Here is an 18,439-nt window from a genome sequence, read left to right as displayed (position 1 = left end):
CCACAGGACCAATCGTCAGGGTGCCGCCACGAACCGGCTCAGCCGATACGTGGTCGGCTGGGCTCATCAACGCCCTCGCGGACGAGGCACGTTCGCAGGCGCACGAGAACACCGCCCACGGAAATCCGTTCTTCGGCGCGGCGGCCGCCCACGAGGGCGGCCCGAGGAGGTGTTCGGTTATCTGACGGCGACCGACAAGACGCTGCCGCCCACCTGAAACAGGCGGGCGGCGCGCACGTGAGCCGTGCCGTCGGCGGGCCGGCCTACCTACCGCGCGGGCGCGCGGGCGTCATTCGAAGACGATGACCTGGCGGCCGATGACGTCGCCGTGGCCGAGGGCCTCGAGGTTGTCATTGATGTCCTCGAGCCTGACTTTGGTGACGTTGTGCTTGACGAGGCCGGCTTCGGCCAGGGAGAGCACCTCGACCAGGTCCAGATGGTTGCCCCAGAAGGAGCCCATGTAGGTCAGTTCCGTCCCCACGAAGGGGAACTGCTTGTGCTCGACGTGGTGGCTCATGAGGCCGACGGCCGCCAGTACCCCTTCGGGGCCCAGCAGGTCGAACCCCATGGAGATGGACGCGTTGCTGCCGACGCAGTCCAGGATGGCATCGATCGTCCTGCGGCCGGTGAGCTGTTCCAGCTCGTCCTGGATGGTCTCGGTGGACTTGTCGCGGACGTTGATCCCGTAGTCGGCGCCGTTCTCCTTCGCCACGTCCAGCTTGCCGTCCTTGCGGGCGAGGGCCACCACGGTCGCTCCGCCGCCGAGCAGCTTCGCGTACTGGACTGCGTAGCTGCCCAGGCCCCCGATGCCCGTGACGGCGACGGTACGGCCGGGGCCGAGCTTGCCGGTGTCCCGGAGCTTGCGCATCCCGCGGTACGGGGTCATGCCCGCGTCGGTCATCGGGGCGAGGACCTCGGGCGTCTTCGCCGCGTTCTCCGAGACGGGGATCGCGTGTCGGCATTCCACGGCCATGTACTCGGCGAAGCCTCCGGGAGGTCCGAAGCCCACCCACCTGCCGTTGCCGCTGCACAGCTGTTCGTTGCCCTCCCGGCACTGGCGGCAAGTGCCGTCGCCCCAGCTGGGGTTGACCACGACCATGTCGCCCTCGGAGTAGCCCACCGATTTCGGTACGGCGCTGCCCATCCCCGCCACCCGGCCGGTGACCTCGTGGCCGGGGATGTAGGGGAGGTCCACGGGGAACGGTCCCTCGAAGTAGCCGTTGAGGAGCTGGTAGTCGCTGCGGCACATGCCGGTCGCGGCGACCTTCAGCAGGATCTCGTCCGGTGCCGGGTCGGGCATGGGGACGTCTTCGATGCGCAGGGGCTCCTTGTACCCGTGCATCCGAGCTGCTTGCATCTGCATGGGGGTGCCTCGCTTTCGCCGGCGGGCAGCACTACGTGCCGGTGCAGCGTGACGATCTCGCAATGCTGCGCCGGTCGAGGTGGCCGCCGCTCCGCTTCGGATACCTCCAGGGTCCTGCGCCAGCCGACGCCGCGCATCCGGAGCCGAGGGCGGGGGAGTGCGATCCGTCGCCGTCCGGTCGCTGACCGCAACTCGGTTGAATGTGCGTGCCACTTCACGCCCTCCGGGCGGGAGCGGCGGCACCGCGGTACCGCACGTTCGCGCGGTGGCCCGCTGCCCGGCCGGGACCTACGGTTGGTGGATGGGAGTGCCACGCCGGATGCGTGGTCGCACGGCGGCACCGGCGCGCTGGAGCGGGCCTGTGCCGCTGTGCGTCGCCGGCGCCGGCGGGACGTTCGACGTCCGCCGAGCAGGCGCGCGGTCGCCCGGCCACCCACCGAGGCCTACGGTTGACCGGTGGGAGTGCGGCGCTGGACGGAGTGGCTGCGGGCCCGGGATCCCGGGTTGGCCGCGGTACGCCGTGCCGCACGCGTCACGGTGGTCGCGTGCGCGGGGTTCTATGCTGCGCGGTACGGGCTGGGCGACCGGACGGTCGCGATCTACGCCCTCTTCGGTGCCGTCGCGGCGGGTGGGTTGTCGTCCGTGCCGGGGACGCCGCGTCAGCGGGCGGTGACGCTGCTGGCGGTGCTGCCGCTCGCGATGGCGCTGGTGACGCTCGGTACATGGCTGGCGGCGTACGGGTGGGCGGCGGCGCTGGGGATGCTCGTGGTGGGGTTCCTCGTGACGTACAGCGGGGTCGGCGGGCCGAAGTTCGTCGGGCTGGCCAACGGGCTGCAGCTGTTCTACATCCTGCCGTGCTTCCCGCCGTACGCGCCTTCGACGTTGGGGTTGCGGCTCACGGGCCTGGTCGCCGGGATGGCCTTGATGGCGGCCGCCGAGCTGTGGCTGTGGCCGGCGGCGCGTCCGGGCCGCTACCACGACCGGCTGGCGCGGGCGGGGCAGGTGGCCGCCGGTGCCCTGTACGGCTTGGCGGCGGATCCGCCGCGGCGCTCCGACCCGGCGCTGCTGCTGGAGGTGTCGCAGGCGCTGCGCATGAGTCACGTACCCGCCGACGAGCGTCCGGTGTCGGCGTCGGCGCGGGACCGGGCGCTGTCCGAGGGCGCCGGGCACATGCGGCATCTGCTGGCGCAGGCACGGCAGCTGGAGGAGTCGGCGGCCGAGGGGGCGGCACTGAGCGAACCCGTCGCGAAGGGGCTGCTGCTGGCGTCCGCCGCCACGTGCGAGGACGTGGCGCGGGCCCTGACGGGGAAGGCACCGCCGCCGATGCCGGCCCTGTGCGGCGACGCGGTGCGGGCGTTCGAGTCGCACCGCGGCCAACCGCGCGAGGCGGGCACGGACTCGGCGACGATGGTGCGGAACGGCGCGATCGCCCTCGACATCACGCACACGGCGGACCTGGTGGTGGCGGCGACCCGGATCGCGTTGGGCGCCCCGGTGCCCGCCGGGACCGCGTCGCCGGAGGTACGGGGCGCGTTCTGGTACGCGGGCCGGTCGACGGCGGAGTTGTACTACCGGCGGGTGCTGGCCCACCTCACCCCGCGGTCGGTGTGCTTCCAGAACGCGGTGCGCATCGCGGTGGCCCTTGCGGCGGCGCGCTTGGTCGTGGGCCAGCTGGGCCTGGCGCACGGCTTCTGGGCGCTGCTGACGACCCTGACCGTGATGCGGACGAGTGCCGCCGACACCCGTACCGCTCTGCGGCCCGCGCTGCGCGGGACACTCGCGGGGGCGGTCGTCGCGGCACTGATCCTGCACTTCGCCGCGGACGCGCCGGCCGTGTACACGGTGATGCTGCCGCCCTGCATGCTGCTGGCGTTCGCGTCGGGCACGGTGCTGGGTCCGGGATGGGGGCAGGCGTTCTTCACCCTCACCGTGGCGGCGGCCTTCGCGCAGGTGGCCCCCAGCGGGCCCGAGCTGGCGGCAGCCCGGGTGCTGGACGTGCTGGCCGGGGCGCTGATCGGTGCGGTCGTCGGACTGCTCGCGTGGCCTCACGGCGGCACCGGGGAGCTGCGGAGGGCCTGCGCGCGCGTGCTGGACGAGGGCACCCGCGCGGTCACGGACGTGACCGGCACCATCACCGAGGGCGTGCGGGTCACCGACGCCCTGCCCAGGGCGAGGCTCGCGCAGCGGATCGCGGAGGCGAGCTACGCCGAGTACGCCACCGAACGACACCCCCCGCGGCGCGCTGGGGCGTCCTCCGACACCGACTTCCAGGTGATCATGCTGGTGGGCAACCGGGTCATCACGATGGGGCAGGTCCTGCTGGACAACTGCCCGCCGGGCGCGCTGTCCGCCTGGCCGCGGAGTGCCACGCACCTACGCGACGCCGCCCACAGGCTCCGGCTGTCCACGCTGCCGTTCAGCCACGCACTGCGCTCGGGCGAGGAGCAGGCCGCCCCCGTGGACGGCACCACCGACGACGCCCCGGCCGACACCACCGTGATCCACGACGTCTGCCTCGCGTCGCCCGGCCGGGCCCCCGACCCGCTGCTGTACTACGCCGTGGACGCCGCCATCTGGCTGGCCAGTCTGCGGCGCGCGATCGGCGCTGCCCGCTCGCCGCGCACGGCGGCCGGTACGACGACCTCCCCGTGGCGCTGACGTCCCCGCGACGCCGGATGCCTCGAGGCGCGGCCTGAATTGCCGGTCGGAATGGCCGGTCCTAGCGTGGAAGCATGGCCATCGCAACGATCAGCCCCGTGACCGGCGAGGTCCTCGAGCGGTTCGACGAACTCACCCCCGGGGAACTCGAGGACAAACTGGCCCGGGCGGCCGCCGCGGCCGCGTCGTACCGCCTGACGACACCGGAGCAGCGAGCGGGATGGGTCGAACAGGCCGCCGACCACCTGGAGAAGGAGGCCGACGCCGTCGCCCGGCTGCTCACCACGGAGATGGGCAAGACGCTCCGGTCCGCCCGGGAGGAAGTGGTCAAGTGCGTGCGCGGGCTGCGCTTCTACGCCGCCGAGGCACCCGCGTTCCTGCGGGACCGGACCGGTGACGGCCCGAGCGTCGGCGCGCGGCAGACGTACGTCACCTACCAGCCGCTCGGTGTGGTCCTGGCGGTGATGCCGTGGAACTTCCCGCTGTGGCAGGCGATGCGGTTCGCCGCGCCCGCGTTGATGGCGGGCAACGTGGGCCTGCTCAAGCACGCCTCCAACGTGCCCCGGACCGCTCTCTACATGGAGCGGCTGTTCCGTGACGCGGGCTTCCCGGACGACGTGTTCCAGACCCTGCTGATCTCCTCCGGACGGGTCGAGCAGGTGCTGCGGGACGAGCGCCTGGCGGCCGCGACGCTCACCGGCAGCGAACCCGCGGGACGGTCGGTGGCCGCCATCGCCGGGGACGAGATCAAGAAGGTGGTCCTCGAACTCGGCGGTTCCGACCCCTTCATCGTGATGCCGTCCACGGACCTGGAGCGGGCCACCGACGCCGCGGTCAGGGCACGGTGCCTCAACAACGGGCAGTCGTGCATCAACGGCAAGCGGTTCTTCGTCCACGCGGACATCGCCGAGGCCTTCATCGGGATGTTCGTCGCGAAGATGGGCGCGCTGGTCGTGGGGGACCCGATGGACGACGGGACCGACGTCGGCCCGCTGGCCACCGAGTCCGGCCGCCGTGACGTGGAGGCCTACGTGGACGATGCCGTGAGCAAGGGGGCGACGGTGCTGGTGGGCGGGGAACGACCGGACCGGCCCGGCTGGTTCTACCCTCCCACGGTGCTCACCGACATTACTCCCGACATGAAGATGTTCCACGAGGAGGTCTTCGGCCCGGTGGCGCAGGTGTGGACGGTGTCCTCGCTGGAGGAGGCACTCCGGATCGCCAACGGCCACCCGTACGGGCTGGGTTCCAACCTGTGGAGCGAGGACGAGGCGGACCGGGCGCTGTTCGTACGTGACGTGCAGTCGGGCATGGCCTTCATCAACGGCAACACGACCAGCTACCCGGAGATCCCATTCGGCGGAGTGAAGCGCAGCGGGTACGGACGCGAACTGTCGGACCTGGGCATGCGCGAGTTCATGAACGCCAAGACCGTCTGGATCGGCGGGAGCGCGGGCGGCACGTCGTAGCAGAAAGCGAGGGACCGTCATGATCAAGCCCTATGCCCCCTACGACTTCATGCCGCCGATCCCGGGCTTCTCGGTGACCTCGCAGTCCCTGGCCGACGGCGGGCAACTGGCGCGCGAGCACGTGAGCGGCATCCTGGGGGCGGGCGGATCGGACGTCTCACCGCAGCTGAGCTGGTCCGGCTTCCCCGAGGGGACCCGTAGTTTCACGGTCGCGATGTTCGACCCCGACGTGCCCACCGCCTCGGGCTTCTGGCACTGGGCCGTGGCCAACCTCCCCGCCTCCGTGACCGACCTGCCGGCCGGGGCGGGAGACGGAAGCGCGCTGCCGGGCGGCGCGGTGACGCTGCCCAACGACGCCGGCTACCGGAGGTACCTCGGTCCGGCGACACCTCCGGGCAACGGCCCGGACCGCTACTTCCTCGTGGTGCACGCCGTCGACGTGGAGAAGCTGGACGTGTCCGAGACGACGGCACCCGCCCTCATGGAGTTCCAGCTGTTCACGCACGCGATCGCGCGGGCGACCATGTACGGCACCTTCGAACGATGACAGGGCCCGGGGCCTACAGGATGCCGCGGCCCGGATCGTCGCCACCGCCGGCGGCTCGGCGGTCCCGCACGTACGCGGCGGGAGTGGCCCCGTAGCCCGACTTGAAGTTCCTGATGAAGTGACTGGTGTCCGAGAAGCGCCAGCGTGCCGCGATCTCGGCGATCCCGGCCGTGGTGTCCGGGTCCACGAGTTCGTCGTGGGCCTTCTGCAGACGCCGCCTGCGGACGCAGGCCATCACGGAGTCGTCCGCGGCCGAGAAGCTCCGGTGCAGTGTCCGAAGGGACACTCCCACGTGCCGGGCGACCATCGCCGGAGACAGGTCTCCGCTTTCGAGATGCCTTTCGATGACGTTCCTGGCGGCCGCCACGATGGCCCCGGGGTGGTCGTCGAGCGCCGAACCGGGACGTTCCGAGAAGATGCCCGAGAACAGGGTCGCGCAGGCGTCACGCGCCATGCGCCGTGCTGTGTCCGACGTCTCCAGTTCCCGGCTGCTGCTCCGCACCGCCTCGAGGTAGTTGAGGAGGAACCGCACCTCGGGCGCCGAGGTGTCGGCGACGTAAGCCTGGCCCAGCTGTTTCCCCGATCCGACGTGCGGGAGCACCAGGTGACGCGGGATGGAGATGACGTGCACATTCGTGGCCGACGAACAGGAGAACCGCCAGGAGGACTTCGTGTCGCGGATGCAGATCTGTCCTGGTTTGACGTAGTACGTCTTCTTGCCCGCCAGGAACTCGATCCAGCCCGAGGTCACCACGTCGGCGACGATCGGATCCTGGGGCAGGTTCTTCCCGGAAACCCCTGTCAGGGAATCGACGTAGACCTGGGCGGACAGCAATCCGTCGATGAGCTGGCCACGTGCGTCGAAGCGAAATCCGCGAGAAGCGGCGGAGTGCGGGACGGCGAGGCGTGTGAGGTGTGAGAACGGACCGTGCTCTCCGAAAGGGTTGTGTTCCCGGTGGCGGAAATGCCGCTCGGAGGATTCCGCCTGTTCGGCGGTGAGGCGCATTCCGGCGCGGTAGGCGATGGTGCTGTCGGGACTCGGCATGGCGGTCGCCAAGCCTGCCGATCGCTCGTATTCCACCTGCACCCTCTCACGATCGCTTCGCGATCCTCCACCGGAGGTGCCGAGCGATCGATGCCTTGCCAACCGATGCGTGCGTGTTCGAGTGTACTACTGGTTCGGAATTCAACAACTCGCCACGCGCCCCGCGGAATGGATCCGGTACGTCCGTGGCACGGATCTTCCATGGCGTGGCACGCATTTCCAGAGGGCCTTGTGTGCTGCCGCAGGCCGTCCATGCCGAATCCCACACGATTTGCACCCCCAAGCGGCGCCCGCCGACAATCGATCCATAGGGAACATCGGCTCTTTCGCGTCCCGTTCTCGGGCGGCGCCGGCTCGTGCCCGTCGCGGACGCCGCGACGGAGGGGCCCAGCACTCGCTACCGGAGGTATGCCATGGCCCAGGTCATCGCCGGCCCCAGGATCACCGGGGTCCGCCACCTCTCTTTCACCGTGTCCAACCTGGAGGACAGCCTGGACTGGTACCAGCGGCTGTTCAGCGCCGAACGCGTCGACTACAGGTTCAACCACCTCTACCGGGAATCGACGGGGTACGGGGTGCTGCTGGTCACCCCGGATTCCGGCCTGGTGATCGGGTTGCACAAGAACACGGGGAACCAGCACGAGGGCTTCCTCGAATCCCGGACCGGTCTTGACCACATCTCGTTCCAGGTCGGCTCCCGCACCGACCTCGAGTCCTGGATGACCTGGCTCGACGAGCTGGGCATCGCGCACACACCCATCAGGGACGAGACCGAGCCGTTCGCCTACTCCACCGTCGTGTTCCGCGACCCCGACAACCTCCAGCTCGAGTTCCTCGCCCTCGCCTGACGGACGCCCGTACGGCGACGGCCTGGACGGGCCGCGCGACGAGCTCGCGTGGTGGTGTCCGCGGCGCGGATGCCCCGGACACCACCACGGATGCGGTGCCGTGCCGTGCGTCAGCCGTGGCTGGGAGGGTTGACCGGGCGCTTGGCGGTGACGTCGCCCTCGTAGACCAGCGCGGTGCGGTGGTTGTACTGGATGGTGAACATCTTCTTGGCGCCGAAGACGACCTTGCCGTCGGCCTTGAAGTAGTCGTCGGTCAGGGCGGGCGGCGCGGTGGCGACGTACGCCTGGCCGGACGGGATGCTGTACATGCTCAGCGGGGCCTGGGTGGAGGCGCCGTACCCGGCCGGGTACTCCGCGGCGTCCGGGTAGCTGGAGCCGTAGACCTTCACCGGCGGGCTGTCGGAGGTCCTGCCGCTCTTGACGACGGTCACGCCGTGGGCGGGGACGGTGTTCCGGCCCTTCGGGTTGTGGAACCAGACCTTGCTGCCGCTGAACCAGATCGCGGTCCAGGCGCCCTGCTTGCCGGCGACCACGAACTGCTGGCCGGCCTGGGCGGTGCTGCCCCAGTCGTTGATCCGGTTCGTCCCGGCGGCGCCGGGGTGGATGGACTGCTCGCCGAAGAGCGGCGCGGTGTCGTCCGGCGCGGTGTGCAGGTAGACGAAGTTGGCGGGCTGCTCGACGTCCGTGCAGGCAGGCGTGGCGCCGGTCGGGTCGTCGGACGGGCAGATCTGGACGGTCTGCCGGTTGCCGGCGAAGCCGGGGGCGATGGTGACGACGCTGCCGACCTGGCCGACACCGTGCCTGCCGGTCAGCGGGGCGCCGACCAGGGCCATGAAGTGCTCCCAGTCCCAGGACGGTCCCGGGTCCCAGTGCATGCCCGACACGGTCGCCGACGTCGGGCCGACAACGTTGTCGTGACCGATGACGTGCTGCCGGTCGAGCGGGATGTCGAAGCGCTCGGCCAGGTAGGTCACCAGTTCCGCCGTGGCCTCGTACTGGGCCTCGGTGTACCAGGTCGCCCCGTGCGCGGCGTAGCCCTCGTGCTCGATGCCGATGGAGTGCATGTTGGTGGAGTAGTTGCCCGCGTGGAACGCCAGGTCCTTCGTGGGGACCATCTGCGTGACCGCACCGTCGGCGGACCGCATCACGTAGTGCGCGGAACTCCCGCCCGCCGTCTGGAACGTGGCGATCGCCGACTCGTACGAGGACTCGGTGTCGTGGATGACGATCGAGTCGATCCGGATCCCGTTGGCCGGGCGGTCGGACACCTGGCCGTTGGACGGGGCGGCCGGCACGAAGGTGCAGTCCACGGTGGTGGGGCACTCGGTGTCCGTCGTCGCCGCCGAGGTCAGGCGCAGGCGGTCCAGCTGGCCGGTGGCCGGGGTCACTCCCGGCCCGGCCGCCAGTGCCACCCGCTGACCGTCGGCCGTGGTGCGCTTTGCGCCCTTCTTCAGCGTGGCGTAGACCCGGTCGGCGAACGCCCGGGCGCCCTGCCGTTGCGTGGACTGGCTGTAGCGGGCCACCGCGCCGTACCAGTCGTCCGGATCCGTCGAAGCCTTCCCGCCGGTCGCCTCCTGGTACGACGCCAGCAGGGCGGCCCCGCCACGGATGTTGGCCGTCGCGTTCTCGCGCAGGTCCTTCACGGACAGGCCGGTGAGCTTCGCCGCGGCCTGGAGCGTGTGCAGCGCCGGGTCCGCGGCCAGTTCGGCCACGTCCGCCCGGCCGGCCATGCCGGCGTCACCGGCGGAGAGCATCGACGGCGTGACATCCGTGAGATGCATCGGCCCGTAGCCGCCATCCGTGCTGTGCTGCCCGGCATGCGCGTCCCACGCCGACTCCTGGTACGCCACCGCGAGCAGCACCTGCTCCGGTACGTCGAACTCCGCGGCCGCGGCCGTGAAGTCGGCCTGCCGCGTGGAGGTGGAGGGGGAGTTCTCGCCTGTCGCCTGTGCCACCACCGGCACCGCCACCGCACCGGCCACCGCCAGTGCCGCGGCCGCGAGCAGCACGGGCCGACGCCGTTCGGCATGCCGCCGGCGAGTCGTTCTCTCTGTCGTCATCAATTATTCCCGAGTGTGTCTGAGACGGTCATGTCGCCCTGTGGGCGAGCTGACTGACACGGCATGAGCCGTTCTGCGAGGCACTCCGGACTCCCTACGGAGGTGTGCCTGCCGTCTGTCGGCGCCGAACCGCGTCCGGCGTTCGCTCGCAATCGACCTGAGGACGGTTGGTGACGCTAGCAGAGCGCGGCGGACGGAATCAAAGAAGACAGTGCTGCCGGCGGAATTCCCGGAAGTTGTGAACATGGCGTGAATCCTTTTGAGGGGCAGACCGGTTGGGCCTTTCATGCCGTCAGTTCGCCGAGAGCACGCGGGCGTCATTTGTCCATCCCCGCCGGTAATTCCTGCCACGAGGCACGCAGATGACATTTCTTGGTCCCCGACGTCCGGCGGGCACGACATGGACGCCGGACGTCGGGGGGCTTGTGCGAAGGTGCCGCGGCGCACGGGGGAGCGGGCTCGCACCCGTGGCCGCCCTCGACCGCAGCTGCGGCACGTCGCGCGTGCGCCATCAGGGGCCCGCAACGCCGCAGTGGTGTTGCGGGCCCTCTGCCGTGCAGGTGGCACGACGATCTCCGTCCCCTGGGGAGGGCGGGATGAGCGGGCGTCGGCTGAGCCGACCCTGCCGTGGCCGGAGAGGCGTCAACCCCTGCAACTCCTGGCGGCCGACCGGCATGTGACCGGCCGCCAAGGGTCAATTCGGTCGCCGAAACCGTCAGCGTCGAGATTCGCGTGGATCGTGCCGAAACGGTACGACTGCGGCGGTGTTCTCTTTGACGATGCCGGACACGACGAACCTTCCCCACTGACTTTCCGCTTGCGCACACTCGGCGAAGCGCCGCCACGACAGTGCACGGGGCATTCCGCGTAACGGCTCCACCATCCGATCAGGTGAAGCGCGGTGCTGTATAGAACCTTGACGCCACGACCCGACCGGGCCGGAGTGGCACGGATTACTGCACGGCGGACGGCATGGAGCCGTCCACGTCGGTGAAGCCGTAGTGGAGTGCGAGGTCGCTCGTCGACACCGCGGATCCCGAGCGGTCCCGTACCGCGGGATCGCCTGCCAGCGCCACCACGCCCCGCCCGACGAAACGCGGCGACTCCGCCGCGCCCACGTCGAACCTGCCCTCGCCCGGGAGCTCGATCTCGCTGCGGCCGTGGCCGGTCGCGCGCGCGGCGGCGTCGACCAACTCGGTCCGGACCAGGCCGGGCCACACCGACACCACGGACACCTCCCGCGAGCGCAGTTCCACGGCCATGTCCGCCGTCATCCTGTCGAGCGCGGCCTTGCCCACGCCGTACGCGGTGGTGTGGGAGTACTGGCGTGCGCCTGCCGACGAGATGTTGACGATCAGCCCCCGGCCCGCCGTGAACAACAGCGGTGCCGCACGGACGCTCGCCACGTAGTGCGACCGTGTGCCGATGTCCAGCACTTGATCCCACGGGGCGAGCGGCAACTCCCAGAACGGCCTGCCGAGCCACGCCCCGAGGTCCGGCGACGAGAAGACGTTGTTCCCCCGGGGCTGGAGCATCATCGACGCCGTCGAGCACTGGCTGTACGGCGAACTGGACCGCCCGCAGGAGCTGAGCGCACTCACCGAGCGCATGCTCGCGCTCAACCCGCAGCTCCTGGGCCCCCACAAGGCACGCATGGCCGAGATCGTCGAGACCGGGGCACGTCGTCTGGTCGAGGACATGGACACGCCTCCCGACGAGAGGGACGCCCGCATGACGGCCGCGGCGGCGGCGGCGCTGTGCTCGTCCCTCGGCCCCACGCCGACACGTGACGACGTCGTCGCGGCCATGACCTTCCTGCGCGCGGGTGTCGAGGCGTTGGCGGCGAACGGCACGTGAAGGCGCCGTTCGGCTCCGCCCGGTCCGGAGGGGGAACGGCCCGTACGGACGCCTAACGCCGACGCCCACCCCCGGCCGGCAGACGCAGCGTGAACAGCGAGCCCTCGCCGTAGGTGCTCTCGGCGGTGACGGAACCCCCGTGCGCGTGCGCGAGGTTGCGCACGATGGCAAGACCGAGACCGCTGCCGCCCGTACCGCGGTTGCGGGACTTCTCGGCACGCCAGAAGCGGTCGAAGACCCGGGGCAGGTCCTCGGGCCGGATTCCGCCGCCGGTGTCGGCCACGGCGATGACGACCGTGTCGTCCTCCCGGTGCGCCCGGATCGTGACCGTGCCGCCCGACGGGGTGTGGCGGACCGCGTTGGAGACGAGGTTCGCCACAGCCTGACGGAGGCGGACCGGGTCGGCGTCGACGGTGCCGAGGCCGCCCCCGTCCTCGGCCCAGAGGACGACGCCGGCGTGGTCGGCGCGTCCGCGGTGGGCGGTGACGACCTGCTGGAGGAGTTCGGCGACGTCGCACGGCACCTTCTGGAGCCGCAACACTCCGGTGTCGGCGGCGGCGAGGTCCCGGAGGTCGTCCACGACGTGCTGGAGCAGCAGCGCCTCCTCGAGGAGCGAGCCGACGAGGGCGCGGTCGGCCGGGACGACGCCGTCGTCGGCGGCTTCGAGCCAGCCGCGGATGTTGCTCAGCGGAGTGCGGAGCTCATGGGCGATGTCACCGACCATCTCGGTGCGCAGCCGTTCCAGCTCGGCGCGGTGCCGGGACATCTCGTTGAACACCTCGGCGAGCCGGCCGATCTCGTCCTTGCCGGTCACCTGGACGCGAGCGGCGAGGTCACCCGCCTTCATGCGGTGGGCGGCCGCCGTGAGGGCCCGCAGCGGCCTGACCAACCGGAGGCCCAGGCCGACGGTGACGGCGACGGTGAGCAGGAGCACGCTGCCGACGACCGCGGCCATGCGGAGGCGGTTGGGTGCGGACAGGTCGAACGGCGAGACGGCGGCGGCCTGGTCCGGGGAGCCGATGAACAAGAGGGCGGCCGGGGCGACGTACGAGGCGAGCTGCTCGCGGCGGGCGCTGTCCAGGCACGAGGGGACCAGCTGATCGTCCACGGGGGTACGGCTTCCCGTGCCCGTCCAGGTCAGGTCCGGCGCGAGCCGTACCGGACCGCTGCCGCGGCGGCTCAGACAGGTGCCGACCAGGGTGTCGAGCTGGGCGAGCGCACGGGCCTCGGTGCGGGTGGGGCGGTCCAGGGCGTCGTTGGCGCACCTGCTTCCGCTGTAGCCCGGCGCGTCCACGCGGGGTCGTCCGTTGGGGGCCGTGGCGATGGTGGCGCGAATGCCCGGGATCTGGTCGAGGCAGTTGACGCGGCGTTGCGCGAGGGCGGTCAGTTCCGTGCGCTCCGCCGGTGTCAGGCGGAACGGGCCGACGGCGCGGGAGTCGATGCGGTCGCGGCCAGGGGAGCCCGAGATGCCGGCGTCGACGGACAGCGCGTCCACGGTCGCCGACGCCCGGTCGGGCAACGGGGCCCTCGGGCCGGAGTCGGAGTCGGAGTCGGCGATCGGCCGGCGGTCCTGGGTGGTGAGGACGACACGGTGTCCCGTCTCCCGGGCGAGGCCGTCCACCAGCGCCTGCACACCCTGCCAGTCGCCGTGCGTGGCGGCCCTGGCGACGAGGGCCTCGTAGATCCGCGAGTCGTCCGAGATGGCCTGGCCCTGCTCCTGCCGGATCGCCCGGGCGGTCGTGCGGACCGCGAGCCAGGCGGTGGCCGCGATCGAGCACACGGAGATCAGCACCGACAGCGCGAGCAGCCGCACGACCAGGCTGCGGTGGAAGCGGGCGTTCACGCGCTGTCGGACAGGACGTAGCCGACACCGTAGACGGTCAGCAGGCGCACAGGCCGGGCGGGATCGGATTCGATCTTCCGGCGCAGGTTCATGACGTGCGTGTCGACCGTCCGCACGGTGAAGTAGCGCCCGGTGCCGTGCAGGTGCCCGAGGATCTGCTCCCGGGTGAAGACCCGGCCCGGCTGGGCGGCGAGCGTCTCCAGCAGCCGGAACTCCCCGGGCGTGCAGTCCACGGGGGCGCCGTCGCAGGTGACCTGGTGCCGGGACGGGTCGATGCTCAGGCCGGCGACGGTCAGCACCGGATCGCGTTCGGGTTCGGGTTCCGGTCCGGGGACGCGGGGCGCGGCGGGGCGGGCACGGCGCAGCAGGGTGCGCACCCGGGCGGTGAGCTCCCGCGGACTGTACGGCTTGGCCATGTAGTCGTCGGCGCCCAGGTCGAGGCCGAGCAGCAGGTCGTCCTCGGTGCAGCGGGCGGTCACCATCAGGACCGGCAGGTCGGACTCGCGGCGCAGGATGCGGCAGACGTCCAGCCCGTCGACCCTCGGCATCATCACGTCCAGCACGAGGAGCTGCGGGGGATTGCGGCGCAGTTCCTCCAGAGCGGCGCGCCCGTCGTGGACGACGGTCACGGAGTGCCCTTCGTGCTCGAGATAGAGCCGCAGCAGCTCCGCCTGTTTCTCGTCGTCCTCGGCAACCAATATGTGGGCGCTCATGACCGGGAGTATAAGTAGGCCAAGTGGCGCATTCGGGCGCCCCGGGCGGCGTCCGCGCCGGGGCCACAAGATCACGAACACTTCCTGACAGGATGCTGACATCCGTCGGCCACGATCCGGCGGCATGACCCACTCACGTCTCCCTCACCGCTGCCTCGGCGCGGCCGCCGCGCTCGCGTGCGCCACCCTCCTCGCGGGGTGCGGCGGGTCCGCCGGGCACACCGACGCCGAGTCCGGGAAGCGCGACGTCGCCTCCCTGGCGACGGGCTCGCCGTCCGCCACGGCGTCCGGTGCCGCGCCCTCACGAAGCGCCGAGGAAGGCCGTCCGCAACTGCGCCTGGACAGCTCCGACGCCGAGCGCGACCGCTACTGGAACGCGTACGCCACCTGCCTGAAGGACCACGGGCACAAGATGATCCTGTCCCGTGGCCCCTACTCCATCGACCAGCACGACAACAGCCCCACCGCCCGGGCCGCGCAGAAGACCTGTGCCGGGAAACTCCCCCTGCAGCCCCCCGAACTGGACCGCGACAGGAACCCGCACTACGACGACGACTACCGCGCCTACGTCACGTGCCTGAACTCCCACGGACTCAAGGTCGTCGCGCTGCCCGACAACTCCGGCTGGACCTACGACGGCCAGACCACGATGAGCGACACCGAGCAGACCAAGGTCGACAAGAGCTGCACGATGGAGGCCTTCGGTGGCAAGGACCGCTGACCACCGCCTCCCCAGACGGCGACGGCGCCGGCTCACCGTGGCCCTGGCCGTCCTCCTGACCGCCGGTGGCGCGGGAGGGGCCACCGCGGCCTGGAGCGCGCGGCACGGCAGCCCGCAGACCGCGCCGGAACACCCGATCCCGCTCCACACCGTCAAGGTCGTCAGGACCGACCTCTCCACCGACCGGACCCTGCCCGGCACCCTCGGCTACGGCCCGCTCCGGACGCTCAAGGGCAACGGCACCGGAGTGATCACCAAACTGCCCTCTCCGGGCGCGACAGCCGCGCGCGGCAAGCCCCTGTACTGGGTGGACGACCGGCCCGTCACCGTCTTCTTCGGCGACACCCCGTTCTTCCGCGCACTGGACGAGCCCGGTCTGCGCGGCCATGACGTCACGGTGCTGGCGGACAACCTTCGGGCCCTCGGCTACGACATCGGGTACACCGCCGACCGCCGCCCCTCCCGTCTCACGACCGGCGGCTCCGAGTTCACCCCCGCGCTCAGCGCCGCCCTCCGACGCTGGCAGCACGACACCGGGCAGACGGCTACCGGCACCCTGAAGCCCGGCCAAGCGCTGGTCCTTCCGGGCAGGGCGCGCGTCAACACCGTCACCGCCGCCCTCGGTGACCCGGTCGCCGGGGAACTGCTGACGTACACCACCACCGCGAAGTCGGTGGCGGTCAGCGTGGACGCGACCGAGGTCGGCGCACTCCGGACCGGGCAGAGCGTGACGATCACGCTGCCCGACAGCCGCGAGGTCCCCGGCAGGATCACCAGCGTCGCCCGTGCCGTCCAGGGCGGCTCCGGCGAGGAGCAGACGGCCCAGACCGGCCCGCCCACGGTCGCCGTCACCATCACGCCACAGCGGGCAACGGACGTGAAGGACCTGGACTCCGCCTCCGTCCAGGTCCGCTTCACCGCGACCGACCGCAAGGGCGTCCTGGCCGTCCCCGTCACCGCGCTCCTCGCGCTCAGCGAAGGCGGCTACGCCCTGCAGCGGCCCGACTCCTCCCTGGTCGCCGTGGAGACAGGCGTGTTCGCCGACGGCCTGGTCGAGGTGCGCGGCACGGGGGTCGGCGAGGGCATGACAGTGGTGACCTCCTCATGAACTCCGGGCGACCCGCCCTCGCCCTCGTCGTGCGCGAGGTGACCAAGACCTACCCGGGCGACGTCACGGCCCTGGACGGGGTCACCCTCACCGTCGAGGAGGGGGAACTCCTGGCCATCGTGGGCCCCTCCGGCTCCGGGAAGTCCACGCTGCTGCACATCATGGGCACCCTCGACCAGCCGACGAGCGGCACGGTCGAGATCGCCGGCCACGCCGCCGCCGGCCTGTCCGACCGGCGGCTGTCCGCGCTGCGCGCAGGGCTGCTGGGCTTCGTCTTCCAGCACTTCCACCTCACCGACGGCCTCGACGCGACCGAGAACGTCGCCACCGGCCTGCTCTACGCCGGCGTGCCGTCCCGGCTGCGTCGCCCCCGCGCCGAGGAGGCGCTGGCCCGGGTCGGCCTGGCGCACCGCACCCGCCACCTGCCCCAGCAACTGTCAGGCGGCGAACGCCAACGGGTCGCCATCGCCCGCGCACTGGTCAACGAACCCGCCCTCGTCCTCGCGGACGAACCGACCGGAGCCCTGGACAGCGCCAACGGCCAGGCCGTCCTCGACCTGCTCACGCGACTGAACCAGGAAGGCACCACCATCGCCGTCATCACCCACGACCGGGACATCGCCGCTCGCATGCCGCGCCGCATCGAGATGCGCGACGGCCGCGTCGCCTCGGACACCGCCACCCGCACGACCGCCGGGAGCCCGGCATGAACCGACCGATCCGGCTGTCCCCCCTCGACGTCCTGCGGCTGGGACTGCTGGGCCTGCGCACCCGCAGGACCCGCGCCGCGCTGTCCGCCCTGGGCATCGCGATCGGCATCGCCACGCTCGTCGTCGTCACCGGCATCCCCGCGTCCAGCCAGCGGGCGCTCATGGAGGAACTGTCCGCGCTCGGCACCAACATGCTGCGCGCCCAGCCCCAGCCCGACGCCGAGCAGAAGGCCCGGCTGCCGGAGGCGGCGGACGCGATGGCGGCCCGTATCGGCCCGGTGACCAGCGCCACCGCCGTCGCCAACACCCACGCGACCGTGCGGCGTTCCGACCTGTCCGACCCCAACGACTCCATCGGGATCACCGTTCTCGCCGCCAGGACCAACCTGCTGTCCACCGTCGGCGGCACCGTACGCGCGGGCCACTTCCTCGGCCGGGCCACCGAGCGCTTCCCGACAGCCGTCCTCGGCACGCGCGCCGCGTCGCGGCTCGGGATCGACCGGGTCCTCCCGGGACGGGAGCCACTGGTGACGATCGGCGAGCACCGGTTCACGGTGATCGGCATCCTCGAGCCGATGCCGCTCACCCCCGACCTGGAGAGTTCCGTCCTGGTCGGCTGGGACGCGGCGCGCGACGTCCTGGCCTTCGACGGGCATCCCACGGTGGTCTACGTGAAGGCACGCGAGTCACGGATCGAGGCGGTACGCGCGGTCCTGCCCGACTCCGTCAACCCCGAGCTGCCCGGACTGGTCCAGGTCAGCCGGCCCTCGGACGCCCTGGCCGCCAAACGCGCCACCGAGCACGCCTTCTCCGCCCTCTTCCTGGGTCTCGCGGGTGTCGCCCTCCTGGTCGGCGGCATCGGCGTGGCCAACACCATGTTCGTCTCCGTCCTGGAACGACGCCGCGAGATCGGTCTGCGCCGCGCCCTCGGGGCGAACCGCCGCCAGATCCGGGGGCAGTTCCTGACGGAGTCCGTCATGCTGTCCGTGCTCGGCGGGCTCAGCGGCACCCTGCTCGGAGCGGCCGGCACGGCCGCATACGCGATCTCCCAGTCCTGGCCGCCCGTCCTGCCGCCCCTCGCCCTCGCCACCGGCATGGCCGGCGCGATCGCCGTGGGCGCCGCCGCCGGCGTCTACCCCGCCCTGCGCGCCTCGCGCCTGCCCCCGACACAGGCCTTGTCGGCGGTCTGACGCCGGTGTGGGCCGGGGTGCGGTGCGGGCCGGCACCGTTGTGCTGATGCGGTTGCCGGATGTGCCGGACTCCGGCCCGTGCGCCTCGGTCAAGCACTGGTGGACGCTGCCGTCGACCTCATGAACCGGCGCTGGCCGCCGGGCGAACCGGGTGGCGCGGCCGCCGTGCGGCTGGCCGATGGCGGGATCCTGACCAGCGTCGGACTGGACGACCTGCACGGTTCAGTGGCCCTCCTGCCAGGAGACCGGTGCCTTCCTACAGGCCTTCACGCAGGACCGGGTGGTCGTCGCGTCCGTCTGCGTCTGC

General features: G+C 71.6%; 15 protein-coding genes. 9 read left to right on the top strand and 6 right to left on the bottom strand.

Features of this window, described 5'->3' with window-relative positions:
• Positions 1-289: 289 nt before the first annotated feature.
• Positions 290-1,342: an NAD(P)-dependent alcohol dehydrogenase gene (locus PV341_RS00630; protein ID WP_500329211.1), complete on the bottom strand. Its 1,053-nt coding sequence runs from the start codon at positions 1,340-1,342 to the stop codon at positions 290-292.
• 477 nt (positions 1,343-1,819) lie between these two features.
• Between PV341_RS00630 and PV341_RS00625 the strand changes: the two genes are divergently transcribed.
• The 3 genes from PV341_RS00625 (at position 1,820) to PV341_RS00615 (ending at position 6,037) form a co-directional block, all read left to right on the top strand.
• On the top strand, positions 1,820-4,021 hold the full coding sequence (locus PV341_RS00625; RefSeq protein ID WP_500329210.1) for an FUSC family protein: 2,202 nt from the start codon (positions 1,820-1,822) through the stop codon (positions 4,019-4,021).
• 74 nt (positions 4,022-4,095) lie between these two features.
• Entirely contained in the window at positions 4,096-5,490 is a 1,395-nt protein-coding gene (locus PV341_RS00620; RefSeq protein ID WP_500329209.1) for an NADP-dependent succinic semialdehyde dehydrogenase, read from the top strand.
• Positions 5,491-5,509: 19 nt separating this feature from the next.
• Positions 5,510-6,037 carry a YbhB/YbcL family Raf kinase inhibitor-like protein gene (locus PV341_RS00615; protein WP_500329208.1) on the top strand — a complete coding sequence of 176 codons (528 nt, stop codon included), beginning with the start codon at positions 5,510-5,512 and terminating at the stop codon, positions 6,035-6,037.
• A 13-nt stretch (positions 6,038-6,050) separates the two neighbouring features.
• Here PV341_RS00615 and PV341_RS00610 read toward each other — a convergent pair whose 3' ends face one another.
• Complete coding sequence (locus tag PV341_RS00610) at positions 6,051-7,082, bottom strand: AraC family transcriptional regulator (protein ID WP_500329207.1); 1,032 nt, start codon at positions 7,080-7,082, stop codon at positions 6,051-6,053.
• Between the two features lie 413 nt (positions 7,083-7,495).
• Between PV341_RS00610 and PV341_RS00605 the strand changes: the two genes are divergently transcribed.
• Positions 7,496-7,930: a VOC family protein gene (locus PV341_RS00605; protein WP_500329206.1), complete on the top strand. Its 435-nt coding sequence runs from the start codon at positions 7,496-7,498 to the stop codon at positions 7,928-7,930.
• A gap of 110 nt (positions 7,931-8,040) precedes the next feature.
• Here the strand turns inward: PV341_RS00605 and PV341_RS00600 are convergent, their stop codons facing one another.
• Together PV341_RS00600 and PV341_RS00595 are read right to left on the bottom strand one after the other, a co-directional pair.
• A complete protein-coding gene (locus tag PV341_RS00600) occupies positions 8,041-9,990 on the bottom strand; it encodes an N-acetylmuramoyl-L-alanine amidase (RefSeq protein WP_500329205.1) in 1,950 nt (649 codons plus the stop codon).
• Between the two features lie 953 nt (positions 9,991-10,943).
• The gene (locus PV341_RS00595; protein ID WP_500356308.1) at positions 10,944-11,525 is read right to left on the bottom strand and encodes an SDR family NAD(P)-dependent oxidoreductase; all 582 of its coding nucleotides are present in this window, start codon (positions 11,523-11,525) and stop codon (positions 10,944-10,946) included.
• On the opposite strand from PV341_RS00595, the gene PV341_RS00590 reads away from it, so the two are divergent.
• The gene (locus PV341_RS00590; protein WP_500356307.1) at positions 11,503-11,847 is read left to right on the top strand and encodes a hypothetical protein; all 345 of its coding nucleotides are present in this window, start codon (positions 11,503-11,505) and stop codon (positions 11,845-11,847) included. The genes PV341_RS00595 and PV341_RS00590 overlap by 23 nt on opposite strands.
• A gap of 52 nt (positions 11,848-11,899) precedes the next feature.
• Here PV341_RS00590 and PV341_RS00585 read toward each other — a convergent pair whose 3' ends face one another.
• Together PV341_RS00585 and PV341_RS00580 are read right to left on the bottom strand one after the other, a co-directional pair.
• A complete protein-coding gene (locus PV341_RS00585) occupies positions 11,900-13,690 on the bottom strand; it encodes a sensor histidine kinase (RefSeq protein ID WP_500356305.1) in 1,791 nt (596 codons plus the stop codon).
• Positions 13,687-14,403, bottom strand: coding sequence for a response regulator transcription factor (locus tag PV341_RS00580; RefSeq protein WP_500329201.1), 717 nt, complete (start codon positions 14,401-14,403; stop codon positions 13,687-13,689). The genes PV341_RS00585 and PV341_RS00580 overlap by 4 nt, the downstream gene beginning before the upstream one ends.
• Before the next feature lie 124 nt (positions 14,404-14,527).
• Between PV341_RS00580 and PV341_RS00575 the strand changes: the two genes are divergently transcribed.
• The 4 genes from PV341_RS00575 to PV341_RS00560 are packed head-to-tail and all read left to right on the top strand — an operon-like array spanning position 14,528 to position 18,132.
• Positions 14,528-15,124: a hypothetical protein gene (locus tag PV341_RS00575; protein ID WP_500329200.1), complete on the top strand. Its 597-nt coding sequence runs from the start codon at positions 14,528-14,530 to the stop codon at positions 15,122-15,124.
• On the top strand, positions 15,108-16,232 hold the full coding sequence (locus tag PV341_RS00570; protein WP_500329199.1) for an efflux RND transporter periplasmic adaptor subunit: 1,125 nt from the start codon (positions 15,108-15,110) through the stop codon (positions 16,230-16,232). Before PV341_RS00575 ends, PV341_RS00570 begins: the two co-directional genes overlap by 17 nt.
• Positions 16,229-16,942 carry an ABC transporter ATP-binding protein gene (locus PV341_RS00565; protein ID WP_500329198.1) on the top strand — a complete coding sequence of 238 codons (714 nt, stop codon included), beginning with the start codon at positions 16,229-16,231 and terminating at the stop codon, positions 16,940-16,942. Before PV341_RS00570 ends, PV341_RS00565 begins: the two co-directional genes overlap by 4 nt.
• On the top strand, positions 16,939-18,132 hold the full coding sequence (locus PV341_RS00560) for an ABC transporter permease (RefSeq protein WP_500329197.1): 1,194 nt from the start codon (positions 16,939-16,941) through the stop codon (positions 18,130-18,132). Before PV341_RS00565 ends, PV341_RS00560 begins: the two co-directional genes overlap by 4 nt.
• Positions 18,133-18,439 lie beyond the last annotated feature (307 nt).

The sequence above is a fragment of the Streptomyces sp. PA03-1a genome (assembly GCF_033792805.1).
Classification (GTDB): domain Bacteria; phylum Actinomycetota; class Actinomycetes; order Streptomycetales; family Streptomycetaceae; genus Actinacidiphila.
This window is presented reverse-complemented; position numbering and strand designations above follow the sequence as displayed.